The organism is Mucilaginibacter sabulilitoris (genome assembly GCF_034262375.1).
Taxonomy (GTDB): Bacteria; Bacteroidota; Bacteroidia; order Sphingobacteriales; family Sphingobacteriaceae; genus Mucilaginibacter; species Mucilaginibacter sabulilitoris.
In genome coordinates this window covers 212,206-238,909 of the sequence record NZ_CP139558.1, presented here as the reverse complement: position 1 = coordinate 238,909, position 26,704 = coordinate 212,206, and the positions used below count along the sequence as shown (strand labels likewise).

20 protein-coding genes are annotated in these 26,704 nt (G+C 44.2%); 5 read left to right on the top strand and 15 right to left on the bottom strand.

What is annotated here, in order from left to right; genetic code table 11:
• Positions 1–19: 19 nt before the first annotated feature.
• The 13 genes from SNE25_RS00955 to SNE25_RS00895 all read right to left on the bottom strand — a co-directional run bounded on the left by SNE25_RS00955 (position 20) and on the right by SNE25_RS00895 (position 17,344).
• The gene (locus SNE25_RS00955; protein ID WP_321563218.1) at positions 20–1,441 is read right to left on the bottom strand and encodes a RagB/SusD family nutrient uptake outer membrane protein; all 1,422 of its coding nucleotides are present in this window, start codon (positions 1,439–1,441) and stop codon (positions 20–22) included.
• A 17-nt stretch (positions 1,442–1,458) separates the two neighbouring features.
• Positions 1,459–4,914 (bottom strand): TonB-dependent receptor, encoded by a 3,456-nt coding sequence (locus SNE25_RS00950; RefSeq protein WP_321563217.1) that lies wholly within the window; start codon positions 4,912–4,914, stop codon positions 1,459–1,461.
• A gap of 144 nt (positions 4,915–5,058) precedes the next feature.
• Positions 5,059–6,120, bottom strand: a complete 1,062-nt coding sequence (locus SNE25_RS00945; protein ID WP_321563216.1) for a FecR family protein — start codon at positions 6,118–6,120, stop codon at positions 5,059–5,061.
• Positions 6,121–6,237: 117 nt separating this feature from the next.
• Positions 6,238–6,801 carry a sigma-70 family RNA polymerase sigma factor gene (locus SNE25_RS00940; RefSeq protein ID WP_321563215.1) on the bottom strand — a complete coding sequence of 188 codons (564 nt, stop codon included), beginning with the start codon at positions 6,799–6,801 and terminating at the stop codon, positions 6,238–6,240.
• Between the two features lie 97 nt (positions 6,802–6,898).
• Positions 6,899–8,542, bottom strand: coding sequence for a DUF5060 domain-containing protein (locus SNE25_RS00935; protein ID WP_321563214.1), 1,644 nt, complete (start codon positions 8,540–8,542; stop codon positions 6,899–6,901).
• Between the two features lie 9 nt (positions 8,543–8,551).
• Positions 8,552–10,042 (bottom strand): FGGY family carbohydrate kinase, encoded by a 1,491-nt coding sequence (locus SNE25_RS00930; RefSeq protein ID WP_321563213.1) that lies wholly within the window; start codon positions 10,040–10,042, stop codon positions 8,552–8,554.
• Positions 10,035–11,009, bottom strand: coding sequence for an ABC transporter permease (locus tag SNE25_RS00925; protein WP_321563212.1), 975 nt, complete (start codon positions 11,007–11,009; stop codon positions 10,035–10,037). Before SNE25_RS00925 ends, SNE25_RS00930 begins: the two co-directional genes overlap by 8 nt.
• A gap of 13 nt (positions 11,010–11,022) precedes the next feature.
• Positions 11,023–12,528, bottom strand: a complete 1,506-nt coding sequence (locus SNE25_RS00920) for a sugar ABC transporter ATP-binding protein (RefSeq protein WP_321563211.1) — start codon at positions 12,526–12,528, stop codon at positions 11,023–11,025.
• On the bottom strand, positions 12,528–13,151 hold the full coding sequence (locus SNE25_RS00915; RefSeq protein ID WP_321563210.1) for a DUF2291 domain-containing protein: 624 nt from the start codon (positions 13,149–13,151) through the stop codon (positions 12,528–12,530). Before SNE25_RS00915 ends, SNE25_RS00920 begins: the two co-directional genes overlap by 1 nt.
• A 3-nt stretch (positions 13,152–13,154) precedes the next feature.
• Positions 13,155–14,093 carry a D-ribose ABC transporter substrate-binding protein gene (locus SNE25_RS00910; RefSeq protein WP_321563209.1) on the bottom strand — a complete coding sequence of 313 codons (939 nt, stop codon included), beginning with the start codon at positions 14,091–14,093 and terminating at the stop codon, positions 13,155–13,157.
• Positions 14,094–14,123: 30 nt separating this feature from the next.
• Complete coding sequence (locus SNE25_RS00905; RefSeq protein WP_321563208.1) at positions 14,124–15,095, bottom strand: transketolase family protein; 972 nt, start codon at positions 15,093–15,095, stop codon at positions 14,124–14,126.
• 7 nt (positions 15,096–15,102) lie between these two features.
• Positions 15,103–15,942 carry a transketolase gene (locus SNE25_RS00900; RefSeq protein ID WP_321563207.1) on the bottom strand — a complete coding sequence of 280 codons (840 nt, stop codon included), beginning with the start codon at positions 15,940–15,942 and terminating at the stop codon, positions 15,103–15,105.
• Positions 15,935–17,344 (bottom strand): L-fucose/L-arabinose isomerase family protein, encoded by a 1,410-nt coding sequence (locus tag SNE25_RS00895; RefSeq protein ID WP_321563206.1) that lies wholly within the window; start codon positions 17,342–17,344, stop codon positions 15,935–15,937. Before SNE25_RS00895 ends, SNE25_RS00900 begins: the two co-directional genes overlap by 8 nt.
• A 316-nt stretch (positions 17,345–17,660) precedes the next feature.
• Here SNE25_RS00895 and SNE25_RS00890 point away from each other — a divergent pair, with 316 nt between their 5' ends.
• From SNE25_RS00890 to SNE25_RS00880, 3 genes are all read left to right on the top strand, one after another.
• Complete coding sequence (locus tag SNE25_RS00890; protein ID WP_321563205.1) at positions 17,661–18,425, top strand: DeoR/GlpR family DNA-binding transcription regulator; 765 nt, start codon at positions 17,661–17,663, stop codon at positions 18,423–18,425.
• A gap of 71 nt (positions 18,426–18,496) precedes the next feature.
• Positions 18,497–20,377: a gamma-glutamyltransferase family protein gene (locus SNE25_RS00885; protein WP_321563204.1), complete on the top strand. Its 1,881-nt coding sequence runs from the start codon at positions 18,497–18,499 to the stop codon at positions 20,375–20,377.
• A gap of 92 nt (positions 20,378–20,469) precedes the next feature.
• Positions 20,470–22,011 (top strand): alkaline phosphatase family protein, encoded by a 1,542-nt coding sequence (locus SNE25_RS00880; RefSeq protein WP_321563203.1) that lies wholly within the window; start codon positions 20,470–20,472, stop codon positions 22,009–22,011.
• A 375-nt stretch (positions 22,012–22,386) separates the two neighbouring features.
• Here the strand turns inward: SNE25_RS00880 and SNE25_RS00875 are convergent, their stop codons facing one another.
• Complete coding sequence (locus SNE25_RS00875; protein ID WP_321563202.1) at positions 22,387–24,081, bottom strand: FAD-dependent monooxygenase; 1,695 nt, start codon at positions 24,079–24,081, stop codon at positions 22,387–22,389.
• Between the two features lie 119 nt (positions 24,082–24,200).
• On the opposite strand from SNE25_RS00875, the gene SNE25_RS00870 reads away from it, so the two are divergent.
• Entirely contained in the window at positions 24,201–25,172 is a 972-nt protein-coding gene (locus SNE25_RS00870) for a helix-turn-helix domain-containing protein (RefSeq protein ID WP_321563201.1), read from the top strand.
• 5 nt (positions 25,173–25,177) lie between these two features.
• On the opposite strand, the gene SNE25_RS00865 is transcribed toward SNE25_RS00870, so the two are convergent.
• Positions 25,178–25,927 carry a DeoR/GlpR family DNA-binding transcription regulator gene (locus SNE25_RS00865; RefSeq protein WP_321563200.1) on the bottom strand — a complete coding sequence of 250 codons (750 nt, stop codon included), beginning with the start codon at positions 25,925–25,927 and terminating at the stop codon, positions 25,178–25,180.
• 95 nt (positions 25,928–26,022) lie between these two features.
• Here SNE25_RS00865 and SNE25_RS00860 point away from each other — a divergent pair, with 95 nt between their 5' ends.
• The gene (locus tag SNE25_RS00860; RefSeq protein ID WP_321563199.1) at positions 26,023–26,571 is read left to right on the top strand and encodes a 5' nucleotidase, NT5C type; all 549 of its coding nucleotides are present in this window, start codon (positions 26,023–26,025) and stop codon (positions 26,569–26,571) included.
• Positions 26,572–26,704: the final 133 nt, after the last annotated feature.

The following is a 26,704-nucleotide window of genomic DNA, read 5'->3' as shown; positions in this document are numbered from 1 at the left end:
TAGGTTGAAAGATAATTTATCAGTAACCCGGATTTTGGGTTATCTTACTGTTTTGCGTAATAACGTATTGCGGTATCGGCAATACCAACCGTTGTTCTGTTACCGCTTTGCCCTTTCCGGTTAAAACGGCTACTGCTCTTCCGGTCCTTTTTAAATCGAAGAAGCGGTGAAACTCTAATGCCAGCTCCACTTTTCTTTCATGTTCTATAGCCAGCGCAATTGTTGGGTATTGAGCCGAAGGATAGCCAGCAGTTCCGAAAGCGGGCAAACCAACCCGTGCACGCACCTGGTTTAAATAAGTAGCGTCGCCGGTGGCTTCTGATAAAAGCAGCAGTACGTCGGCATAACGCAGCACCATAAAATTGTTGTTGCTCAGCTCCTGGGTTCCACTTGTGGGCGCTGTGCGGTCTTCCCATTTTTTGGGGAATTTAATTTTTACAAAATTTCCTTTGGCATCGGTATATCCTGTTTCGACAGAGGCGTCCCTGCGCGGGTCATTGGCTTCGTATTCATTGTACAAATCGTCGGTTACCTGATTAATGCCGCCGCCGTATTTGGTAATTACACCGTTGGTAACTGGTGCAAAAGCTGTCCAATATGGGCTGTAAGGATTGCTCGCTGAACCACCCAGATATTGAATTTCAAAAACCGACTCTTTGGTGTTTTTAACATTAGCCCCAAATAGTGAAGTATACTGTGGCAATAAGCTATACTGACCGCTGTTGTAAACATCCTGCAGTACCTGCGTGGCAGCAGTTTTGTTACCTAAAGACAAGTACACTTTCCCCAACACCGTTTCGGCGGCGCCTTTTGACGCGCGACCTACTGCGGGTACAGCGTTTGCCAACGGCAAATTATCTACTGCGAATTTCAGGTCGGCGACGATCTGGTTATATACATCGGCAACCGGCGAGCGTAATATGCCATAACTTTCATCTGCGCTGATCACTTTGGTAACCAGTGGTACGCCGCCAAACAATTGTACTAGGTTATAATAGTACAGGCCGCGCAAAAACATCATTTCGCCTTTCACCCGGTTTGTATAAGCGGCATCAAGGCTTGCAGTTTGTATCTTATCTAAAACATTGTTGATGTTAAACAGTGCTTTATAATAATCCTGCCAATATTGGTACACCAATGTGTTGCTCGCTGTAGTGGTATAATCCCTGATCGCCCATTTATCGGCCTGTGCGCCTGCCACTGCATACAGTGTTCCCTCGTCAGACATGATCTCAGTATATGACACAGCCTCCTCTGGAGCATAAATAACATACAGGGTGGCATAAGCTGAGTTGATGGCTACCTCAAAATCGGCTTTGGTTTTATAAAAGTTATTGGCATTGGCATTGGAAACCGGCGACAACTCCAGGAACGATTTCTTGCAGCTGCAGGCCATTACACAAATAAAGGTAATGGCTAAAATTCTTTTTATATTTCTCATTTTCACGGTTATTAAAATTAAAAGTCAAGCTTGGCTCCAAAAGTGATTACACGTGGTACCGGGTACGAACCATAATCAACCCCATAAAATGCACCTGATGGTACTCCTGTTGATGGCGTTGACGATGGAACTGTTGATGGGTAGGTCGTATTCTCCGGGTCGAAGTTTTTGTATTTGCTGAACAAATGCACATTCTCGGCATTTACATAAATACGGGCTCCTTTAACAGGCGTATGCTGAAGCCATGATTTAGGTAGCGTATACGATAGCCTGATGTTTTTAAGGCGTACCCAGGTTGCGCTCTCTACCCAATAGCTCGAAAAGCTTTGTTCCATAGCGGTAGGGCTGATAGACGGTTTAAAGTGAACACCATCACCCGGGTCGCTTTCAGACTTCCAGTAATTGGCTACGCCGGCGTAAGCATTCCTGCCGCCATTCCAGATACCCAGGTAGCGGGTAAGCTGGTTGGTGATTTGCCCGCCAAATGATCCCTGGAACATAAATGAAAATTCAAAGCCTTTATAGCTGAACGTGTTGGTTATGCCTGAGGCAAAATTAGCCTGCGCGTTACCAATAGTGGTTTGATCGTTGGCATCAATTTTACCATCCTTGTTTACATCCCTCACAATAGGTTCACCAGGTGTGGTGCCGGCTACGTGTGGCGAGCCGTCAATTGCAGCCTGGTTTTTATAAACGCCATCAAAAATATACCCGTAGAAATTAGATACCGGCTGCCCAACTTCGGTTTTAACCTGAACTACATAATCGGTAAACAGCAGCGGCGCGTTGCCTGGTCCCAGTTGCAATACTTTGTTACGGTTAAATGAAAGGTTAAAATCGGTACTCCATTTAAATGCCCCGACTGTGTTTTTGGTGTTCAGGCTAAACTCTAAACCGCGGTTTCTGACCTTGCCAATGTTGGTAAGTTGTGTGGAGAATCCGGTAATATCGGGTACTGGAACATTTAAAAGCAGGTTGTTGGTAATGGAGTTATAAAACTCAGCGGTAAAATTCACCCTGTTTTTAATCAGGCCGATATCAAGCCCAAGATTAAACTGGTTTGTTTTTTCCCATTTTAAATCTGGATTGGAAATATTGGAAACCGTGAGTCCGCTGGCCAGCGCACTGCCGCTAACGTAGTTTGAGGTGGTTAATAAACTCACCGGGCCATAATTAGGTATCTGGTTATTACCAGCCACACCATAACTCGCCCTTAATTTTAAGTTGCTGACGAACTCAGCATTCTTCATAAAATCCTCGTCGGATATGAGCCAGCCAGCCGATACCGATGGGAAATAACCCCATTTAGAACTTGTACCAAACCTGGAGCTGCCATCACGGCGTACGGTACCGGTTAAGAAATACCTGTTCTTGTAATTATAATTTACTCTGGCCAGGTACGAAACCATAGCCCATTCAGACGCGGTGGATGTACCGGAACTTGCAGTACCTGCATTTAAGGTATGTACCAGGTCGTTAGGGAAGTTTGATGATACCAGCTGGCTATACTCATCGCGCTCATGCTGGGCGGTGTAACCAATCAGTGCATTAAAACTATGATCTCCGAATTGTTTGTCATAAGTTAATGTATTTTCAGTAAGCCAGTTTAGTGAGTAGTTTGATCTTACCACACCCTGTGCCGGCAGTACCGCGGAGTAGCCGTAACCCTGGCCAGCATTGGCGTATGAATTATAACTGTTATTATACAGGTTGGCATTAATGCTGCTGCGGAACTTTAATCCGTCAATGATCTTGTATTCCACAAAACCGGTAGCGAGGGTGTTGAATGATTTATTTTTCGCTTCAATTTCACGGGTTAGGGAATAGGGGTGCCACTCAATCAGGTCGCTGTAGGGGATAAAGCGGTACCAGGTTGAATTAGGGTCCCGGAACCCAAGGCTGCCGGTTTCGGTATAAACCGGGAATATCGGATCGCTTTGCAGGCCAAGGCTAACCACATCGCTTTTTCCGGCTACGCCGTCTGTACGGTCAAATATGCCGGTGAATGACAGGTTGGTACCTACCGTAAAATGATCGGATATTTTGTGTTTGATGTTGGAGCGTAACGACAGGCGTTTGTAGTAATTGGCATCGAGCACAGCATCCTGGTTAAGATAACCTACCGAAAACAGGAACTGTGTTTTATCCGTGCCACCCGATACTGATACCTGCGCATTTTGCAAGGGTGCAGAGCGGAACATTACATCCTGCCAGTTGGTTCCATTACCAAATTGTGCCGGGTTGGTAGTAAAGTCTTCCGGGATTTTATAGGCTGATGAACGGACACTGTTTGGGTCTGATGCCTGGTTACCACCGCCTAAAGCAACCCAGGCGTTATTATGCGCATCTACATAATACTGTATAAACTGCTGTGCGTTCATCATATCTATTCGGCGGGTTACATCCTGTACGCCATATTCATAAGACGCGTTTACATTAGTTTGACCGGCCTTACCCAGTTTGGTAGTAACAATTACAACGCCGTTGGCACCGCGGGAACCATAAATAGCTGTTGAAGAAGCATCCTTCAACACATCTATAGATTCAATATCCTGCGGGTTAATGTAGTTTAAGTTGAAGTTTTCCAGCGGTAAGCCATCTACCACATATAGCGGATTGGTGCCTGCTGTAATGGAACTTGTACCCCGTATTTTGATAATAGGCGTTGAGCCCGGCGCGCCCTGTGCCTGCGTAATGCTTACACCTGGCAGTTCGCCTGCTAACGACTGAGTAACGTTGCTGTTGGTACGGTCTTTAAAATTATCATACTTTACAGAGGCAATAGAACCGGTTACTGCCCTTTTGCTTTGGGTACCGTAACCAACCACTATAATTTCATTCAATTGCTTGCCCGAGGCATTAACTTTTAAAGTTATGTTAAGGGTCTCTACATCTGCAGTGCCTTTTACACTAACCGTTTGACTGTTAAAACCGATGTACGAAAAAGTAAGCTGTGCACCGCTTTGAACAGTAAGTTCATACTCGCCGTTAGCGTTGGTAATGGCTCCGAACTTTGTACCCTCCTGCTTGACTGTTACGCCCGCTAAAGGCACTCCCTTTTCGTCAACTACTGTGCCTTTTACCCTGATATCTTTTATCTCGGTGCTTTTAGGCGCGATGATCACCAGGCCGTTTTCTCCTATCTGGTATTTGAGTTGGGTGTCTTTCAATAATTCCTGCAGCACATCGGCAAACGGGGCATCCTTTACATTTATGGTAACTTCCTTTGCGCTGGGCAGCATCTCCTCACTGTATAAAAAGCGTGTGTTGCTTTTCTTTTCGAGCATGGAGAGCGCTTTTTTAAGTTCCATTTTTTTAACATCCATGGTTACCCGCACGTTTTGCGAGTAAGTGTATGCCGATACCCTTATGCAAAACAAAAAAGTAAAAATGAAAACATATTTAAGCATTAGTAAATATTTTTTGTAATGGGAAATAGGGTAGCCGTAACTATGAAGTTGTTTTATTTTCATAGATTTAAAAGTTTAATTAGTTAAACAATCTGTTAATTACCGGGGTTAGCAATAACCCTTGTCAAAAAAATTTGCAGATTTTTCGGCGGGAGATGTTGGAGCATCTTCCGCTTACTTTTACTTCTTCTATTTAGGTTCTGTTGGTTAGTTAATGTTTATCTCATCGTTGCTTATTTTAAATTTAAATGGTCTGATTAATTGCATGGCCTTTAAGGCCTGTTCTATAGTTTCGTTCTGGAAAACCCCGGTAAAATGAAAATCATTTACCGCGATGTTGTTTATATGTATTTTGACATTGTACCAGCGCTCCAGCCGGGGGGCCAGCTGGCTGAATGATTCGTTTTTGAAAATCAGCTTATCAGTTATCCACGATGTTTCTTCAATATACTGCTGGCTTTCAATTTCCACAGGTTTAATATTTTCAATAGATAGTTTTTGTTTTTCGGTAATAGCGGCGGGCAGAGGCGCTCCTTTACTTGCAGTGTTTTTATCTGCCAGCAGGAGTTTTTCACCGGCCTTTAATAATATTTTTTGATGTTGGTTATCTGCCAGGGTTAACTCAATTGATCCCCTGATCAATGATGTTTCTGTGATGCTGTCGGTGGGGTAAGCTTTTACGTTAAAAGCTGTTCCTAATACCTTAATGGAAACTTTATTGGTTTGTATAATGAACGGGCGGTGCTTGTTTTTAACTACGTCAAAATAAGCCTCGCCGGTGAGTGTTACCATTCTGTTGGGGGCAGTGCTTAAATTATTATTAAAAGTTAACCTGCTGTTGCTGTTAAGCCATACCTGCGTACCATCGGGCAGTATTATTTTTTTACGGACACCTTTGCCTGCTGAAATTTCGGTAAGTGCAACCGGCGTATTGGCGGTAAACACACGGTAATAAACCACTCCTGCTATGGTTAACAAGCATATGGCTGCTATGGCCAGGTAATGTTTAATTTTTGGATAAAGGTTGCGGGTAACTGTTTCTTCTTCAGCCTCAAAATCTGCGGTGTATTTTAATTTATGTTTGAGATATTCAAGTTCCTGTTCGGTATCATCAACGGCTTGTTTTGCCCATAACTGGGTTAATATCTCTTCAATATATACGTTATCAGGATGCTGTTCAAGCAAATTTTGCAATTCGCTCAATTCATCAGCAGTAGCTTCGCCGGCTACCTTACGCGCCAATAGCTGTAATATCCTGTTGTGTGGCATGAAAAATAGGATCTTGAAATCCGGTTAATATTGGTTGTTATGTAGAGGACAAAAAAAATCGGGGAGTTCCCTATAAGAAATTGAAATATTTTTAAGAGGGTAAAAAGCAGCCTCTTATCAGATTAAATTATACTCGCTTTTAATAGCGCAGGAAATTCTTTTTATGGCTGTTACCAGTTGTGCATCAACTGTTTTGGTTGAAATGTCAAGTATCTGCGCCACTTCTTTGTAACTTAGGTTATCCTCCTTTACCAATTTAAACACCATTTTGCAGCGCGGGGGCAGGGCCTGAACAATAAGCTCAATACTTTTTTTAAACTCCTCGTTGATCAGTATCTGCTCGGGGGTTAAACTATCAAAAGTGATATCAATGTTGGTTTCATCTAATGATACCATATTGCCCGATTGCTTTTTAAGCATGTTGAGCGCGGTATTTTTAGCCATTACAAAAGCATAAACCTTTATATTCTGAATGCTGAGCAGCTGAACACGGTTACGCCAAAGCGTGATCATTACATCGCCCGCAATCTCTTCGGCCAGCTCGTTTGATTTGATGATAGATACCGCAAAACGCTTCAGTGGGCCAAAAAGCATATTAAATAACTGCTTGTATGCCTGCTCACTGTTGTGTAGCGCGATATCATGTACAATGATCGATAAATCAGTAGTTGACTTATGCATAGCCAGTTTTTAATTATGGTTATTTACTCGTTGTTATGTGTTTTGTGATTGCGGTATGGTATTGTTTATGTTGAATTATAGATTGTTTATTTAAGTGTCACTTTACTTGTTTAATGCGCAGTGCCATATATGGGTTATCCGGCAGTTTAACCTTTTTGCCGTGCGTATCATATATCCGGTAACCATCGGGCGCCGCGGTTTCAAAAACCTCATTAAGCGGAGTGATAGTCATGTTCCAGGTGTCAATAATATCTACCTTGAATTTGGTCCCGGCTGGTGGGCCGTTCTTTTTAGGCAGGCTAAACGCCCAATCTTTTTGTGTCTGTTTACCAAAGTAAATTAAGTAGTAGGTGCTATCTGTTTGCGCAGTCTGGTTGTCTTTCCACGGGTCGGCCAATTTTAGCGGACCAGGGCCTTGTTCCATAATGTTTTTTAAAAAGGCAATGCGGGCGGGACTTTCTCCCTTTAGTACACCGCCCTTTGCCCAGAAAATAGTATCGCCTTTTGTTTTTATAGTTTCGCCGTGGGTAACGTAGGTGCCGGCAATAATACCCTGCCATATGGCTTCGGTCATTTGCTGCCCCGTTAAGTTACCCCATCGCAGCGGCAGGTTCCCTTCGTAGCATACCTCGTCATAAATTACCGGTTTAAAGTAAACATCGCGCAGTAAAACCGCTCGGCCGAAATCCTCAACCGGCGCGCCGTTCTGGATGCTTACATGGGTGAAATAGGATTTCCAGTTATCAAAATATACACTGCCATTATGTATAGAGCATAAATGACGGTACGGGTCATTGTTTACTACAGCCGCCGAGTAAGTATCCCATACTTCGCGTGGCTTGCTTTTGATATAGTCAAATTCGTTGGCCATTGACCACCACACGTTACGAAATGATGATAGCCTTGCAATCAGGTATTTGATATAGAACAGGTCATTTGCTTTGCCCATGCTGTCAAAGCCCCAGTGGCCTTTATCGTAAGGGTGAAAAATGATCACATCGGCCTGTATGCCTAATGCGTTCAAATCGTCGATCCGGTTTTCGAGGTGCCTGAAAAATGCAGGATTGAATTTTTTAAAGTCCCATACAAATTTTACCCTGCCGTTGGCACCTTTTGCTGATGATATTTTTTCATAAGGATACAACTCAGGCTCGTTGGTTACATAGTTGTAATACTTCGGAAAAACGCACATCCTTACTTTATTGAACGGTGCATTCTTTAAACTTTTTAGAGTAAGCTGTTCTAATTCTTCGCCCTGGTGGGTCCATGCGTAAGCAGTAGTGCCAAAGGGGTAAAACACTTTGCCATCGTCGTATTTAAAGTTATAGGTGTCCCATACCCTCACCATGCCATGGTTATCGCCGGCCGCAGACACGCATTGGAATGAACCAGTTTTATTTTTTAAGGCAGCTAAATTACTGGCAGTAACGTAATTCCATACCCCGGTTTTTGCAGGCATAAACCTGATTTTGTACACACCATCACCATCGTAAAAACCGTTTACAGTTACCTTATCCGTTCCTTTGGAAAACGTTGCCTTTAAGGTAACATCAGTATAAGGATTGCCGGTAACCGGACCTTTCAGCGTTATTTCGTACCGACCCCAGCGCTCCACTTTCGGCACATCTGAGGCATAGCATTTTATTAAGCATAATGAGCCCACTAAAAAATAAGCGACAATGCAAATGCATCTTTGCATGTAACTTGACTTTATATAGCTGGGTTTAATGCCTGGTTTCATCTTATTTAGTTATTTAACCTTTTTAATATATGATAGCCATTCCTCGTAATATTGCTGCATGTTATTTTCAGTATCGGTTTGGGTAAAATTAACCGGCTCGTTTTTCAGACTGCTGATATCCTGCAGGTTTTTAAATATGCCTGCTTGTAACCCGGCCAGGTAAGCCGCGCCCAGTGCCGATATATCAGGCGTATCCTGTTTAACAAGCTCGCATTCCAGTACGTCGGCAATCAGTTGTAAAACAAAATGGTTGGCCGTTATGCCGCCATTAACCATAAGTTTTAGCAACGCTATCCCGGTATCGGTTTCCATGGCGGTAATGACATCTTTGATCTGGAAGGGGATGGTTTCTAAGGAAGCCCTTACAATATGATTTTTATTGCAGTCGAAGGTCAATCCCACAATTTTCGCTTTACGGTTCATATCCCAGTGTGGTGCACCCAGGCCGCTAAACGCAGGTATAATGTAAACGCCGTTATTGTTGGGTACACTGGTGGCCATCTGTTCTGTCTGGTGGCTATCAGCAAATAAGCCAAGCTCATTTTTTAGCCATTCAATCGTTGCCCCGCACGATACAATTACACCCTCTAAAGCATAATCAACGCGTTCTTCTGTGCTCCAGCAAATGGTAGTAACCATGCCGTTGGCCGAGTTAGTAGCCTTGTCGCCAATGTTCATGAGGATAGAGCAACCCGTGCCTAATGTGGCTTTTGCTGTGCCGGGTTCAAAGCAGCCCTCGCCAAATGCAGCCGCGTGCGAATCGCCAATCATGCTGGTTATCTCCAGCGGAGCATCAAATAAACCCCCAAAATCAGACTCCCCGTAAAGGGAGGCCGATGGTTTTATCTGCGGTAAATTCAATCCTGATAATCCAAACGCGGCTAAAATTTCCTTGTCCCAGGTAAGTGTTTTGAGATTAAAGAATAGTGTACGCGATGCATTGGTGTGGTCGGTGCTATAAACTTTGCCATTGGTTAGTTTATAAAGCAGCCAGGTATCAACCGTGCCGAAATAAGCTTCGCTGTTATCAATAGCCTGCTTAACTTGTGTATTGTTTTGATAGAGCCATATCAGTTTAGTGCCCGAAAAATAGGGATCGATGATCAGCCCTGTCCGTTCTTTTATTAATTGTTCTAAGCCTTGCTCCTTAAGCTGCTCACAAACGCTCACCGATCGCTTGCATTGCCAAACAACAGCATTATATAAAGGCTTGCCTGCCTTGTCCCACACTATAAACGTTTCGCGCTGGTTTGATATGCCGCAGCAACGGATATCGGCTAAATTACCTCCGGTAGATGTAAACGTGTCACTGCATTTTTTTACCGCGTCGAGCACGTTCTGATAAATGGCATCAGGTTCCTGTTCCACAAACCCGCCGGCTAAATAATGAGTTTTAAGAGGTTCAGTAGCCTTGGCCACAACTTTACCATGGGTATCAAAAATGATGGATTTGGTACTGCTGGTACCCTGGTCAACCGCAAGTATGTAATTGTTAGTCATTCTTTGAATTGGCTTTATCAATAATTACCGCTAAAAGTATCACGCCGCCTTTTACAACCTGCTGCCAGAAAGGCGATACATTGAGCAGCACAAGGCCGTTGTTTAGCACACCAATAATGATAGCGCCAAGTACTGTTCCCATAATAGTTCCGCGACCGCCCGACAAGGACGTGCCGCCTATTACTACGGCAGCTATAGAATCAAGTTCGTAACTGATACCCGCGTTAGGCTGTGCCGAATCCAACCGCGAGGTTACCATGATACCACCTACCGCGGCCAGTACACCAGCTATGGAGTAAACAATAAGTTTTACTTTGTTAATGTTGATGCCCGACAATTTGGAGGCATGCTCGTTTCCGCCAATGGCATAAATGTATCGGCCCAAAGCTGTTTTTTGGGTGATAACTACAGCTGAAACAATAACTACTGCCGAAATCCATACAGGTAACGGGATACCTAAAAACCAGCCAGTACCTATGTAAGCAAAGCTGTTCCCCAGGTTTGATATCGGAAAGCCTTTGGTCCATAGGAGCGTTAAGCCGCGGGCAATGGTGAGCATGGCCAGCGTAGCTACAAAGGGCGGCACTTTAAAACGGGTGATTGTCCAGCCGTTAAATAAGCCTAACAAGGCCCCTGCTATTAAACCCACAAGTATAGCCCCAAGTATGGTAAAACCAATGTATAAGTTATTTGATGGCAACTCAATGCCCGATTTGAGCAACCCGGCGGTGATAGCGCCGCAAAAGGCCAGTACAGAGCCCACTGAAAGATCGATGCCTGATGTTAACACCACCAGCGTCATTCCAACGGATATGCAGATGTTAACCGATATTTGCCGCATCACGTTCCATGCATTGTCGACAGTTAAAAACTTGTCGGACATGAGACTGATGCCTATACAAAGCAGCACCAGCGCTATGAGCGATTGAAACTTGGCCAGTTGTGTACGTTGTTGTGTTAAAATCATTTACTCAAATTTTTTAATTGATATCAGCTATCGCTGCTTTAAGTATATTATTCTCAGTAGCTTTATTGGCTTCAAACTCCGCGGTTATGGCACCTTCGGCCATGACCAGTATACGATCGGATACAGCCATGATTTCCGGCAGCTCCGATGAAACCATGATGATGCCCAGACCCGACGCGGCCAGCTCGGCCATTAGTTTATAAATTTCATTTTTGGCATTAATGTCAATACCCCGGGTTGGTTCATCGAGCATCAGTACCTTAGGCTGGGTTGAAAGGCATTTGGCAATCACAATTTTTTGCTGGTTGCCCCCGCTCAGGTTTTTAACCATTTGTTTTTCAGACGGCGTTTTGATCTTTAATGCTTTGATGTATTTATGTGCCAGTTCCAATTCTGTTTTATTGTTGATAAGCCCTGAGCCCTGCATTTTATCCAGCGAGCTCAGGCTAATGTTGGTTTTTACATCAAGCCCTAAAACCAAACCATCTTTTTTGCGGTCTTCAGGTACCAGCGCTATCCCGGCTTTGATGGCCTCGGCTGCCGATTTGAATTTTACAGGTCGGTTATTGAGCGTGATGGCCGCTTGCGTAAGGCCTGGGTGCATGCCCAACAATGTTTCCATCAGTTCGGTGCGCCCCGCGCCCATTAAGCCGAAAATGCCCAATATCTCGCCGCTGTAAAGTTCAAAGCAAATGTTTTTTAACAGTTGTTTCTGGTCGTTACCCGGCTTGTTAAGGCATAGTCCATCTACCTTTAGCAATACATTTTTTGCTATGGCGGCATTGCTGTTGCGCACAATCTCAATTTCGCGGCCAACCATTTTATGGATCAGTACATCATGCGTTATCCCTTTCATTTCACCGCTTTCAATGGTTTTACCATCGCGCAAAACGGTGTAGTGATCAGCTATTTTAAAGAGCTCGTTCAGCTTGTGCGAAATGTAAGCAATGGCTTTACCCTGGCTTTTTAAATTGGCAATATTTTCAAACAGTACCTCCACCTCACTTTCGCTGATGGCTGAGGTAGGCTCGTCCATGATAATTACTTCGGCATCGTAAAGCAAAGCTTTAGCAATTTCAACCACCTGCTGCTGGCCCACTTTTAAATCGGTAATTAAGCTATCGGCACTTACCTGTAATTTAAGTTTCTGTAGCAATTCTTCCGTCCGCAGGCGCATGGCTTTTTTATCAAGCATGCCCCAGCTGTTGGTTAGCTCCCGTCCTAAAAATAAATTCTCCGTTATGGTAAGATGAGGTACCAGGTTTAGTTCCTGGTGAATAATAGCGATACCTGTATGTTGTGCTTCGCGCGTATTTTTAAAACGTACGGCATTCCCTTTAAAAATAATGTTACCCTCATAATCGTCATACACGCCCGAAAGTATTTTCATGAGCGTTGATTTACCCGCACCATTCTCGCCAATGATAGCAGTCACTTTTCCGGCTTCGAGCCGGAGGTTAACATTGTCGAGCGCGGTTACACCCGAAAATCTTTTGCATATATTTTCTGCTGCTAACACTAATTGATTGTTTTTAATGATACCGGAATAATTTCAATATTATTAAGGTTGATGTGCGCTTGGTTAAGCTCAAAAGCCCCTGCGAAGGTTACAGTATCGCCTTTTTTAACTTTACTTTTAAAGGCAGGAACCACCTCACTGCGCACAATTTTATTTACCTCGGCCGATACATTGTTAAGGTCCATAGTGTTGGTAAAATCATTGATGCTGATGATGCCCGGTGCGTCGCGCAGCGCATTTCCGAAAATGTATTCGGTGGCAATTTTAACAGTTTGCTTATTTGGAGTAAGCAGATAAACGTCATTGTCATCAATAGAAGTAACCATACCCTTTCCTGAAGTCATGAAAAACCGGATGTTACCGATATCCATGGTGTGTGAGTATGATTTAAAAGTGCTGTCGGGTTTGTCTTTTAACAAGGTCAGCAACTGGTCAATATCAGTAGCCTTACCCGCCGATGGTAATAGTTGTTTGTCAACATAGTTGCGGGCGTAAACAGCCGCGTTAAATTGCTTTACAACAGACGCTTTTACATCGCTCAGTTTTTTAAAATAAACTGAATTCCAGGCCAGGAAAACAACCACGATAACAGCCACAAGGTATTTAAGTGTTTTTTTTGCCATGGTTTAATCTTTTTTACCGTAAGCGATGTAGTCGTTTATATTATCGTTGGTAACCAACTCAACAGCAACAGGTATTTTTTTGGGGAAGTCGCGCTTGCCTTTAAAATATTCATCGGCATAATTGGCTGCGGTTTGCGCCATTACCTTGGGGAACTGCATGCCCGTGGCCGCTATTTTATTTTCCTTAATGGCCTGCACTACATCCTCGGCGCCGTCAAAACCAAACACTTTAACACGGTTTGCCTTGCCGGCGGCAACCAGGGCCTGGTAAGCGCCCATGGCCATAGCATCATTGCCACAAAAAACAGCGTCGATATCAGGGTGTGCCTGCAGTATAGATTCCATAACCTCCATGGCTTTGTTCCGGTCAAAATCGGCGCTTTGCTGGGCCACCATTTTTAAACCGGGGTAATAATCAACCAGACTGTGAAAACCTTTGGACCGGCTCCATGTATTGTTATCGGCCACTAAGCCCAGCAGCTCCACATATTTGCCTTTTTTATGCATGCTCTGCACAAAATATTTACCGATAGATACACTGCCCGAATAGCTGTCGGATAAGATCTGAGAAGTAGCCCCATCGGCGGTGTTCACTTCCCTATCCATACAAAATACGGGTACACCGGCTTTTTTGGCTTTTAAAACATTTACTACAGAGCCGTTGGCATCGGTAGGATTAAACAGAATAGCGCTATAGCCCGAAGCGATGGCATTTTCAAAATGGTCGGTCTCCAGCGCGGTATTATTCTGTGAATCGAATATTTTAGATTCATAGCCCAGCGTTTTGGCTTGCGCGGCAGCTGTTTGCGCCAAAAAAACAAACCACGGATTATTGAGTGTAGACACAATAATGGCCATCTTTTTTTGCTTTGCCGAGTCGGACCGGTTTTTACAACCCGCAAAAACCAAAACCAGCAACAGCAATACTTTAAAATATCTCATAATTTAGGTTTATTATGGCGATTGGTTATTTCATTGTTTAACAAGCAATTTTGTTACGGCCAGCGCAATCCCATCTGCCGACAGGCCGTAGTGATTAAATATTTCTGTTTGCGAACCCGTGACTGTGTATTCGTCGGGTATGCCCATTATTTTAAATGGTTTATGATAGCCGTTGGCCAGCAGTAACGAAGCACAGGCTTCGCCCAGGCCTCCGTAAATACTGTGTTCTTCAACAGTGATAATGGCTCCGGTTTTTTCCGCAAGGCGTAACACCAGTTCTGCATCGAACGGTTTAATGGTGTGCATGCTTACCACGGCGGCTTTAATGCCTTGCTCCTGTTCCAGTTTTTCGGCAGCCTGTAAAGCGGGGTAAACGGTTTCGCCGGTGGCTATGATCGTAAGGTCGTCCCCTTCCTTAATCACGCGTCCTTTGCCAAATTCAAAGCTTATGTTTTCATCATCGGTCAAAGCGGGCATGGCTTTTTTGCCAAAACGTAAATACAATGGCTGGTTGGTTTTTACGGCCTGCTTCACCGCCTCGCGGGTTTCAAAATTATCAGCCGGGGCTGCTATGATCAGGTTATTAATAGCACGCAACACGGCAAAATCATGCAGGCTATGATGAGTTGAACCCAGCGCCCCATAACTTACACCGGCGCTTATGCCGATGAGCCTCACCGGATTATTAGAATATGCTACGTCATTTTTAATTTGTTCCAATGCCCGTGCGGTTAAAAAGCAGGCAGGTGATACGGCAAAAGCCTTTTTACCGGCCGAAGCCAGTCCGGCGGCTACACCAACCAGGTTTTGTTCGGCAATGCCTATCTCCACAATTTGCTCTGGCAGGTCGGCACCGAATTTAACCAGCTTGCCCGAGCCCCTTGAATCGCTGGTAACAGCCACGATGCTTTTATCAATAGTGGCCAGTTCCTGCAAAGTAGCCGAGAATATGTCCTGGTTAGGTTTACCGTTTATAGTTGTATTTTCAATAACTGCTCCCATGATCTGTTTAATTAGCGCCGGTCATAACCTCGTCCAGTTCTGCTATGGCTGTTTCGTATTGTTCTTTGTCGGGTACACCGTGGTGCCATTTTACACTGTTCTCCATAAAACTTATACCCTTGCCTTTTATGGTGTGTGCTATAATGAGACTTGGTTTCCCTTTTTCAAAAGGTAAAGCGGCAAAGGCTTCATTAAGGGCTTTTATATCGTGCCCGTCGACGTGTTTTACTGCCCAGTCAAAGCTCTCAAACTTGGTGTCAATGGGGGCGGTATTGCAAACCTCGGCGTTAGAGCCGGTGATCTGCAGTTTGTTGTTATCAATAATAGCGCAAAGGTTATCGAGCTTGTAATGGGCCGCGGTAAGTGCTGCTTCCCAGTTGGAGCCCTCAGGCAATTCGCCATCGCCCAAAAGTGTAAAAACCCGGTAAGCTTTGTTATCCATTTTAGCAGCGAGGGCGGTGCCTACACTAATAGGTAGTCCATGGCCTAATGCGCCGGTGTTTTGCTCTACCCCGTGCACCTTACGTGTAGGGTGACCAATGTAATGCGATTTATACTGGCATAAAGTGTTCAGGTCATCCTCCGGAAAAAAGCCTTTATCGGCCAGTACCACATATAGTGCTTCCACGCAGTGGCCTTTGCTTTGGATATATCGGTCCCTGTCTGGTGATGTAAAGTTATCGGGCGATACATTCAGAACGCTGTTGTATAAAACGTTCAATATATCAACACAAGAAAGACTTCCCCCGGTATGCCCGGCTTTAGCGCCCACAATATATTTGAGGATCTTTTTACGGTAATTAACCGACTTGGCTATCAATTCATTTTCCGCTATCATATTACGCATGCTGATAAATTTCCCAACCCATATAATTCCCCAATGCTTCTTTTAATATCCCTGCTGTTTTTGAAGCGTTCATAACCACATGGTGCTCAAAACCGTTACGGCAAACGTATTGCATCAATCCCTGCAAATCTGGGATCTGGGCAACAGCGCGGTTACCGAAAGTATTCAGCGCGTCATCGGTTAAATTGCCTTCACCGAAATAGGCTTTGATAACACCCTTAGGGTCATCAGTACTGATGCGACCATAGGTTAAAGGTGATGCAGGAGTGCGACCCGACAATGCGCCGTAAGTATTTTCAACCCCAACAGTAGTACCGAGGATAGGCGCGTTACTGATCTCGATATCGGGTAAAAATGATTTGGCCCAGTTGCCGCAATGGAATAGTACGCATTTGTTTTCATCATCAGCGTAGTTATTGTTCCAATCAACCAGTGCGCTTGGCGAGCCCGAGGCCAGTTGCATGGCGTACATGGTGAGCGTTCCGGTAACATCAACCTCGCAGGCGCTTGGCAACATGTTCTCGCTCATAATGCTCATGCTGGTGCACACGTTGCAGCCGTAGTTTTGCTGTAGCGATGTCCAGCATTGTATGGCGGTGGCATCAAGTGAATTGTCTTCCATAAAATGATTGAGCACCACATCAAGCTTGGCAATTTGTATCAAGGCTTCATCGGGTGTTTTACCTGCCGGTGCATAAGCCAGTACCTTATCCAGATGCGCCTTAACCTCGGCATGATCTTTAGTTAGTTTATTGGCATTGCCTAGTATCTCTGAAAGGTCAACAGTAGTTACCGATATACCATTGCGCTGCAATATTTTTTCGCTGTAACGAACAGTGTTGAAACCGCCCGGACGAGCGCCAACAGCGCCAATGCGAACTTTGCGCAAGCCTTTTACCACACGGCAAACCGCCACAAAATTTAATAGATCTTCGGTAAACAGAGGGTTTGACGGATGGATTACATGGCTATCGGTAAGCGTATATTTAATGCCATACTGATAAAAGTTATTACAAACCGATATTTTGCCGCACCAGGAATCGCGGCGGCGGGCTACATCAAGTTTGTTCAGTTCGTCGGGATAAGCCTGTACCAGCACAGGTACATTTAACCCGGATAGTTTGATGGTTTCGGCTACCCCTCGTTCATCACCAAAGTTGGGCAGGAATACGATAATTCCGCTGATTTCTTCCTGGTGTTTTTTAAACAGGTCGGCACAACGCTGCGCGTCCCTGAAGGTTTCAACCCCGCCAAGTTTTGATTCCTGCTCAGTAAGCATGATGGGGTTAATGTTAAGCTTGTTAAACAGTGCGATAATATCGGTACGTGCCTCTGAAACCAAACGATCAGGGAAAAAATCACGATTGCCAATAATTACGCCCAGTGTTGCTTTATTATTCATTTTATATATTATTTGAATTTAGGTTCCACACAGTACGGCTAATGTGGAATACTTTTATTTGGAAATGCCAAAATAGAAAACAAAAAAAGAAAAAGCAAAGAAAACAAAAATTAAATCCTATACTTTATTATCATATTAATATATAATGTTTTCGTTTTTGTTCCTTCGCCCGCATGTTATACGCCCTTTTATGTGTGTTAGCGTAATTTTCTTTTATCATGCCAATAACTCATAATATATTTATGCTTGGCTTCGATTTATTTGTTTTGCTTTTCATTGGCGCAATTATATATCTTTGATAGTTTAAAAAATAAAAATGCTTGCAAATCAACGAAGAGATAAAATTCTGGATCTTTTAAAGGAGGATGGCTCTGCCAAGGTAACCGACCTGGCTAAAATTTTTAAGGTAACCGAAGTTACAGTAAGGCAGGATTTAGAGAAGCTGGAAAAGGATGGCTTGCTGATACGTGAACATGGTGGCGCTTTTTTAAAGAATATCAAAGATCAGGTAAGTTCCTTTTCGGTTGCCAATCATGATAATTTAGATAAGAAAGAGCTTATTGCCGCCAAATGCCTGGAGTTTATTGAAAACGGGGATACCATTATTCTTGATTCGGGCTCTACCACTACCGAGATAGCTAAAAAACTAAAAGGTAACCGTCATGTAACCGTTATTACCAACGCTTTAAATATTGCGTTGATGCTGGGCGCTGAACCCGATATTGAAGTGATCATGACTGGCGGCGAATTTAAGCCGCCAACCCTGTCGTTAACGGGTCAAAAAGCAGCCGATTTTTTTAAGGGCATCAACGTGCAAAAGTTATTTCTGGCAACGGCGGGCCTTTCGTTAAAGGCCGGTTTAACCTATCCCAGCATCAGTGATCTGGTGGTTAAAAAAGCAATGATAGATGCGGCCGAAACCACCTACCTGGTAGCCGACTCTACCAAGTTTGGTAAAAGCGCGTTTGCCAGTTTAGGGGCCTTGTCGCTCATTAATTATATTATTACCGATAACGGTGTGGAAGAAAATCATAAAGAAGTATTCAGAACGCACGAAATAGAGCTGATTATAGCTGATTAGCAACGAATTTGTTACTTCTGGCGTATTCGCAATACCGATATTGATACTTTCATTTTTCATATATTAGTTTTATGAAGCATCTGTCGGTATTACTCCTCATCGTTATTTTTGCACTTCCCCTATCTGCTCAGCAAACGCAAAAGCCCATGTTGTACGGAAGCAGCTGGATGGCTGTTACCGGTAAACCAATGGCTGCCACAGCGGGCGCCATGATTTTTCAGCAAGGCGGCAATGCGGTTGACGCGGCCTGCGCCATGCTTGCCGCCACCTGTACCATGTGGGATACCTTAAGTTGGGGTGGGGAAACACAGGCGCTCATTTACGATCCTAAAACGCATAAAGTAATTGCCATTAACGCCATGGGCTTTGCACCTACCGGCGCTACCGTTGCCTATTTTAAAGGCAAGGGATATAATTTCCCTCCGGAATATGGGCCGTTGGCAGCAACTACACCCGGTACACCCGGCGGCTTGATATACATGCTTATTCATTATGGCAAGCTGAGCCTTAAACAGGTGCTGGCACCAGCCATGCACATGGCAGCGGGCTATGCTATTGAAGCGCAGGCGGCCAATACTATGGAACGCGATAAGGAAATGCTTAAACAATGGCCTTACAGTAAAAAAGTATTTCTTACCCACCCCGGCGAAAAACGGGAGGCACCCGAACCCGGTGAAATTTTTGTACAAAAAGATCTGCTGACAACCCTTACCAAAATGGTTGATGCAGAAACAGCTGCGCTAAAAAAAGGAAAAAGCCGAGAAGCCGCGCTGATGGCAGCTTATGATCGTTTTTATAAAGGCGATATAGCCAAAGAGTTTGTACGCGGCAGCCAGGAGCAAGGGGGACTGATCACCATGCAGGACCTGGCCAAGTGGAAACCTGCGGAGGAAGAACCGTTGATGATAAATTATAAAGGAATTGATGTTTATAAATTACAACAATGGACACAAGGCCCGGCGATGTTGCAGGCGCTGAACATCCTGGAGAATTTTGATCTGAAAAGTATGGGATATAACAGTTCAAAATATATCCATACCCTTTATCAGGCCATGAACCTTTCGTTTGCCGACCGTGATTTTTATTACGGCGATCCTTATACAAACAAAGGCCAACCTATGAAAGGTTTGTTGAGTAAGGAATACGGGAAACAACGGGCCGCGCTTATACAGTACAATAATAACGATGCGCATATTGGTCCGGGTGATCCATATCCTTTTGAGGGAAAGCAAAACCCTTATATCAATCTATTGAAACAACGGGGTTTTGAAATGGATACCACTAAACGGAACTTCGCGCCTACGCATGATCTGGGTAATAATTCGCCGAAAGAAGAATACCAGGACAGGCTTTGGAGGGGCACTACCTCTATTGAAGCGGCCGATAAAGAAGGCTGGGTGGTTTCCGTTACCCCAAGCGGTGGCTGGTTGCCGGCTTGTATTGCCGGAAACACCGGTATAGGTATGAGCCAGCGCATGCAAAGCTTCGTGCTCGACTCCGCGCTAAATCCGTTCAATGTGGTAGCGCCAGGTAAAAGACCGCGGGTAACGTTGTCGCCTTCATTGTTTTTAAAAGATGGTAAACCATTTTTATCCGCCGCTGTACAGGGCGGCGATACGCAGGATCAAAACCTTTTACAATTCTTTCTGAACGTTGCCGAATTTGGCATGACTGTGCAAAAGGCAACCGAGGCTGCTAATTTTAATACCAATCAACTATGGCTTTCACTCGGCGGGACTAAAACTTCGGACAGGGAGCCTAAGCCCGGACAGATATTATTGAATAACAACACGCCTGAAAGTGTGCGCAACGACCTTAAAAAAATGGGCTATACGCTAAGTTTTGCCGACCGTACCAGCGGCCCCATCAATGCGGTGTATTTTGACTGGAAACATGGCAGCCTTTGGGGTGGCTCCAGTAATCATGGTGAAGATTATGGCATCGGTTGGTAACTGACGGCCGTAAGCCTTTTCGCTGGGTTAACAATAAAGTAATACAGGTGCTTTTATTTTGCCATCGTGCCTAAAAGGGCACTCAAAATACTATGCTCAAGAAATCAACAGCAATAATACTGCAAGCTCTTGCAGTACTTTTTATAACAACAGGTGCAAATGCGCAGTCGAAATCTAAAGCTACCAAAACAATCATAGTTTTCTTTGACGGCCTGCGGCCCGATTACATTACTCCTGAAGCAATGCCGAATTTGTACGCGTTTAGCAAACAAGGCTCATATGGCAAGCAACATCACAGTGTGTACCCAACAGTAACCCGTGTAAATTCATCGGCATATTCAACGGGGAGCTATCCGGCAAAAACCGGCTTGATGGGTAATACCGTGTATTTTCCTGAAGTGGACAAACTGAAAGGGCTAAACACCGGCGAAGCTGAGGCGCTGAACCTCATCAGCAAGGCTACAAAAGGAAAACTGCTTACGGCTACGCCACTGGGTGAGTTGCTGCAGGCCGCAGGCAAACACATGATGGTGTTTAGTTCGGGTTCAACCGGACAGGCTTTGCTGCAAAACCATAAGGTAAGCGGTGGCGCTATTGTTAATCCGTCAATGATACTGCCCGAATCGTTTAAAAATACCGTTGTAGATGCAGTAGGTCCAATTCCCGAGCATGGAAAACCCAATACCGCCCAGCACAAATGGGTAGCCGACGCGCTGATACATTTTGGTCTGGCAGCCGATGGCCCTGAAGTAAGTGCTATCTGGTTTTCAGACCCTGATGGTACCGCGCATGAAGATGGTATAGGTGCCGAAACTTCTATGGCTTCCATTAAATCTGTTGATCATGAGTTTGGGCGGATCCTGGATTCATTGAAAAGCAAACATTTGGATAAAAACTATAACATCATTATTTCGGCCGATCATGGTTTTATAAGTCATGCTGGCGGTGGCAGCAATGTGGTAAGTTTGCTGATTGCTAAAGGTTTGAAAAAAGATATATTATCGGACGATGTAGTAATGGCCGATGGCGCTATTTATGTAAAAAACCACGATAAAGAAACCATAAAAAAGATAGTAGCTGTTTTACAGGAGCAAAAAAATGTTGGTCCGGTGTTTACAAAAGGTACAAAAAAGGGCGATTTGAAAGGTTGGGTCGAAGGAACACTTTCGTTTGAATCCATCCACTGGGACCACCCCACCCGCTCGGGAGATATATTGACCGGAGGTAACTGGGACGACCGCAAAAATAAATTTGGCTATGCGGGTACAAGTTTTTCGGGCGGTGTTGCAGGTCACGGCGGTTTTAGTCCGTACGAGGTACATATCGCTTTACTTGCCTCAGGGCCCGATTTTAAAAAAAGTTATGAAAGCGAACTGCCAACTTCAAATGTTGATATAGCCCCCACGGTATTGCATTTGCTGCACCTGCCTGTACCTCCGCAAATGGATGGACGGGTAGTGTATGAACTGTTAAATGAAAAGGCACCTGCAACCGCTCCTTCAAAAGCAACAAAAGATATTGTAGAAACCGAAGTAAAAAGCTCTTGGGGAACTTACAAGCTGATGCTGCACCGTACCCTATTAGGGAAATACATTTATACCGATTACACCAGCGTAACACGGGAGTTAAAGTAGAGCCGTTCAATAACGAAATAAAAAATTTGTCATCCTGAGGTACGAAGGATCTATTGTAGAACTAAGCAGCAGCAAAATAGATCCTTCACTGTCGTTCAGGAAGACAAATTTTTTTAAAGGCGGCCGTCAGTCTGAGCCCCGTCGAAGCATGGTGAGTGGGCCTGCAACGCACGATCCTTCGACGGGGCTCAGGATAACAGATTAGCCACACCAAAACACAAAGGAAGTCATGCCGAACTTGTTTCGGCATCCCATTAACAAGTCATTTACAGCAAGCGGCCTAAACATTCTGTGAGATCCTGAAACAAGTTCAGGATGACAGGTGGGCTACGTCCAAAATGTAAGTGCTTTCCACATTGCCGAATAAGAATATCTTTAACAACCCAGTATTTGTTTCAAAACCGCAGAGAGTTTTTCCGGAGATGCCGCGGTCTGTTCTTTGCACCGCCAGGTCACAAAACCATCGGGCCTTACCAGCACGGCTCCGGTATCAGCAATCTGTAGGGTATCCTGAATGGGTTTATCGGTGTAAATCAGATCAGCATTGTCGCCAATACTGTATAGAGTTATGTCCAGCTCCTTGTTTACAGCCATAACCGCCTGTTTCCAATAGATATTATCAATGCCGGTAAACAATACAAAACCCTTTCCGAGGAGATCGAGAGTGGATATTTTTTCCTCTTTGTGCATTATCCATAAATGCGGAAACCGGGTGCCGGGTTGAGCTGTAAGCGCATCAACTTTAATATAGCCTTTGGTGGAAGAATCGCCGTCGGTTATGGCTGGCGACGAGTACCGGTATACGGGTAAACCGAGCAAGTTACCCAAAAGCGAAACAGGAGTTTTGGGGAATAATTTTTGAAGCCGCAGATAGCTGATGAGCATTACGGTTAGAAATGAGCCCAAAAACGTAAAGTTCATACGTTTTATCAGCCCATATTCGTTGGTCATTTTGCCGGATTGCTCCGCATTGTACCGGCCTATCGGTTGCCTTTCGGTACTGTAAGTATGCAACAGGGCCGGGTTTGCTTTTCCTTGTATAACGGCCGCCAGTTTCCAGGCAAGGTTATGTATGTCCTGCACACCGGTATTGGCCCCTTTGCCGCCATAGGGCGTCATGACATGGGCAGCATCGCCGGCCAAAAATATGCGACCATGCTGCATTTCGGTTACCACCTTTACTGTCGGCTGCCAGGGTAATATGCTGACGATCCTGATACTTATTTGCGGCAAACCAATTACTTTTTGTAAAATGGTAATAACACGCTCATGGGTGAAGTCTTCAGGGCGTTCTCCTTTAGTTACATCATAGTGCAGATGAAATACCCACCGGTCGCTGTTGTTGATGGATGCCAGTAAACCTTTTATGCCGGCATCGTCAATTCTTAACAAACTAAATTCGCGGCCGCGCACAAAATCGGTAAGATCAGCCTCAAAATAAATATTCAGTAAGTTCCCTAATGCACCTGGGCCAGTGGTTTCGGCCTTTAAAACTTCGCGGATACTGCTATTGGCGCCATCGGCAGCTATCATATAATCTGCCTGTATGGTTTGCTGTTCACCCGTATCCCTGTTTCTGAGTATGGCTGTTACCCCGTCTTCATTTTGTGTAAACGAGAGCAGTTGGGTGTGGAAGCATGTTTCCGCTCCCCTTTCTTCCGCAGCTTGCAGCAATATAGGTTCTGACAGGTCTTGGGTGCAGCGTGCCGCCATTTCGGGACTAAGTTTTTTCAGCTGCCCCAATCCCTTCATTTCACTGGGCGAACTGACAGCCTCACCTTTTCTTGGTTTTTTGTTTTTTAAGGCAATTGCCAGCGAAACGCCGGTGAGGATTCCCCAACCTGGTGCCAGGGCTTCGCCGGCCTTGCGTATCGGCTCGCTTAACCCAAGTTCGCGGTAAAGCTCCATGCTGCGTACATCAAAGCCCCTGGCCCGGGGATGAATTGAGGTTGACCGGTGCCGTTCAACCAATAACGGGGTAACGCCATGTTTTAAAAGAAATAAGGCCGCCGTTAAGCCAGAAATTCCGCCACCAACTATTAATACGGGTACCTTTTTATGTAATTCCATTTTTATTCAATTAAATTTGTTTAATGTGCCTGCTTATTTATGCAAAACTGCTGGTTGGCTATTGCAGAACAGGGCATTTAAAGGATTAATTTGTACCATTAATGAAATAATATTATCCAGTGAGTAACCGGAATGATCAAAAAGAGACGCTGACTGAATTCAGCATGGAGAAAATCCTGAAAGTTCCGGAGGGGGTTGTTCAGGAGTTTAAAACACCCATGACTGATCGGGAAGGCCATTTGAAATTGGTAATTACGGATGGTATGGGCATAATTGATGGCACTATGATCACCACCGGGCGAACCAGGCCGATGGAGCATTTCAACAACAGGCCGCTTGTTGAAATGAATTTTATGCTGGAAGGTAGTATCAGCCAAACCAACGAAGGGCTGTTAAAACAATATAGTTTTAAAAAAGGATACCATAATATTTTGTTCAACCCGTATTCCATCGAAAGGAATTGCCTGGAAGGGGCGGGTACTCATCGCATATTCTCGGCACATATCCCTCCCGAAAGAATGATGAGCCTGTTTGACAGTTATGTTCCGGAACTGGCACCATTTGCCGAAAAAATAGCAAAAGGCGAACCCTTTGTACTGCATTCGCCTGCAAATGGGTTCAGTAAGCACATGAAATACTTTTTTGATTCATTTTGGGATTGTCCCTCGCCACTGAGCCTGCGTAAGCTGTATTTTGAATCTAAAGTAATGGACCTGCTTTGCCGGCAATGCGAGGTGCTTACCGGTTATGAGGTAAAGGAGGCAGCCATTTCTAAGACTGATCTTGAAAAAGTTTATTATGCCCGCGAGATATTGCTTAATAACCTGAGCTATCCGCCCTCATTGGCTGAGCTTTCGCGACTTTGCGGTTTAAATGAATTTAAACTAAAAAAGTACTTTAAGCAGGTGTTTGATACCAGTGTTTTCGGGCTTTTGCAGGAGGAGCGGCTTCAAGCGTCGAAAGGGCTTATTTACCAGGGAGAGAAAAATATTTCTGCCATTGCTTATGAGCTGGGCTACGCACATCCGCAGCATTTTCAGCGTGCTTTTAAAAAGCGTTTTGGCATAACACCCAGGGAGCTGCTTAAATAGCGTACTTATTTAATTGTGATACCCGCATCCTTAAAACCTGTCAGGTCGGCTATGGATGGGTCTTTCTCTGTAATGATTACATCAATGGCATTGGCAGCGCATACATAATATGGGTCAGATGCTCCTATTTTTTCATAGGTAGATAAGGCTATTACATATTTTGATGTCTCGATCATAGCGCGGTCAATCAAACTCTCTTCGTATGTAAAACCTGTAATTCCAAGTTTTAAGTCGATACTGCAAATACCCAGCAGGCATATATCTGCCCTGAAATTACGGATGGCCTCGATGGTTTCGTAACCAGTTGTTGAAAAGCTGTGCTTGTTAAGCTGGCCGCCAATAAAAAATACATTTACATTAAGGAAATCCTCTAAAACAGATACAATGGGAAAGCTATTGGTAATAACAGTGAGGGAGATGTCCCTGGGCAGCGCTTCCATAACGGCGGTTGTTGTAGTGCCGGCATTTGCCAAAATCACCTGGCCGGGTTTAATAAACGACAGTACCTTTTGAGCGATAACTTTTTTATGTTGTGTATCAATGTTCTGGCGCTCTTTAAAATGGGGGTGCACCGGCGAACCTATAATTGCCCCTCCCCGTACCGCCTTCAACAAGCCTTTATCAGATAACTCTTTAATGTCCCTCCTTATCGTATCTGTCGATACGTTAAGCAGCCTGCTCAAGTCGTCAAGAATAACTTTATTGTCTTTGGCAATTTGCTCTACTATCTTTTGAAGTCGCTCCGCTTTTAGCATAGGCAAATATAGAAATAAAATCAGAATTGCAAATTGTTGCAATGTTGTGAATTTTAATTTGCAATTATTTGAAATATATTGCATAATATTGCAATATGAAAACATTAAAAAGAATTGCTGTAGATATGGACGGTGTGTTGGCCGATACCGACGCGCACTATTTAACATGGTATTATAATGCCTATGGTGTTAACATTCCGTATGAACAAATGCTTGGTAAGCCCGAGGGAGAGGGTTTTCCGGAAAAAGACGCCATACGCAATTTCATCCTCTCGCCTGGTTTTTTCCGCACCCTTCCTGTAATACCGGGCGCGGTTGAGACTATAAAGGAATTAATGAAGGATTTTGAAATTTATATCGTATCGGCAGCTATGGAGTTTCCATTGTCGTTACCCGAAAAATATGAATGGTTGCAGGAACATTTTCCGTTTATAGCCTGGAACAACATTGTTTTTTGCGGAGATAAAAGCATTATCAATGCCGATTATATGATAGATGACCACCCCAAGAATTTAGATAAATTTAAAGGGGTTACCATCATGTTTAATGCTGCCCATAATGCAAATATTACACATCATCAGCGGGTTAGGTCATGGGCCGAAGTATTGGATTTATTGAAAGCTGCAGAATGCAGTGTTGATTAATAGTTAATGTAATTGAGTACAGAATAAATTTTCAGGAAGCATTACAGATAATAAAGGTTAAATAAAATACCTGAAAGTTTAACAATAAATTCTTATCGGGTTAATATCATATTCATTGCCGTTGAATATTTTA

Excerpts from the sequence above, each read along its gene's own strand:
- SNE25_RS00955 (WP_321563218.1), bottom strand. The coding sequence starts at position 1,441 with ATGAGAAATATAAAAAGAATTTTAGCCATTACCTTTATTTGTGTAATG.
- SNE25_RS00950 (WP_321563217.1), bottom strand. The coding sequence starts at position 4,914 with ATGAAAATAAAACAACTTCATAGTTACGGCTACCCTATTTCCCATTAC.
- SNE25_RS00945 (WP_321563216.1), bottom strand. The coding sequence starts at position 6,120 with ATGCCACACAACAGGATATTACAGCTATTGGCGCGTAAGGTAGCCGGC.
- SNE25_RS00940 (WP_321563215.1), bottom strand. The coding sequence starts at position 6,801 with ATGCATAAGTCAACTACTGATTTATCGATCATTGTACATGATATCGCG.
- SNE25_RS00935 (WP_321563214.1), bottom strand. The coding sequence starts at position 8,542 with ATGAAACCAGGCATTAAACCCAGCTATATAAAGTCAAGTTACATGCAA.
- SNE25_RS00930 (WP_321563213.1), bottom strand. The coding sequence starts at position 10,042 with ATGACTAACAATTACATACTTGCGGTTGACCAGGGTACCAGCAGTACC.
- SNE25_RS00925 (WP_321563212.1), bottom strand. The coding sequence starts at position 11,009 with ATGATTTTAACACAACAACGTACACAACTGGCCAAGTTTCAATCGCTC.
- SNE25_RS00915 (WP_321563210.1), bottom strand. The coding sequence starts at position 13,151 with ATGGCAAAAAAAACACTTAAATACCTTGTGGCTGTTATCGTGGTTGTT.
- SNE25_RS00910 (WP_321563209.1), bottom strand. The coding sequence starts at position 14,093 with ATGAGATATTTTAAAGTATTGCTGTTGCTGGTTTTGGTTTTTGCGGGT.
- SNE25_RS00905 (WP_321563208.1), bottom strand. The coding sequence starts at position 15,095 with ATGGGAGCAGTTATTGAAAATACAACTATAAACGGTAAACCTAACCAG.
- SNE25_RS00900 (WP_321563207.1), bottom strand. The coding sequence starts at position 15,942 with ATGCGTAATATGATAGCGGAAAATGAATTGATAGCCAAGTCGGTTAAT.
- SNE25_RS00895 (WP_321563206.1), bottom strand. The coding sequence starts at position 17,344 with ATGAATAATAAAGCAACACTGGGCGTAATTATTGGCAATCGTGATTTT.
- SNE25_RS00890 (WP_321563205.1), top strand. The coding sequence starts at position 17,661 with ATGCTTGCAAATCAACGAAGAGATAAAATTCTGGATCTTTTAAAGGAG.
- SNE25_RS00885 (WP_321563204.1), top strand. The coding sequence starts at position 18,497 with ATGAAGCATCTGTCGGTATTACTCCTCATCGTTATTTTTGCACTTCCC.
- SNE25_RS00880 (WP_321563203.1), top strand. The coding sequence starts at position 20,470 with ATGCTCAAGAAATCAACAGCAATAATACTGCAAGCTCTTGCAGTACTT.
- SNE25_RS00875 (WP_321563202.1), bottom strand. The coding sequence starts at position 24,081 with ATGGAATTACATAAAAAGGTACCCGTATTAATAGTTGGTGGCGGAATT.
- SNE25_RS00865 (WP_321563200.1), bottom strand. The coding sequence starts at position 25,927 with ATGCTAAAAGCGGAGCGACTTCAAAAGATAGTAGAGCAAATTGCCAAA.
- SNE25_RS00860 (WP_321563199.1), top strand. The coding sequence starts at position 26,023 with ATGAAAACATTAAAAAGAATTGCTGTAGATATGGACGGTGTGTTGGCC.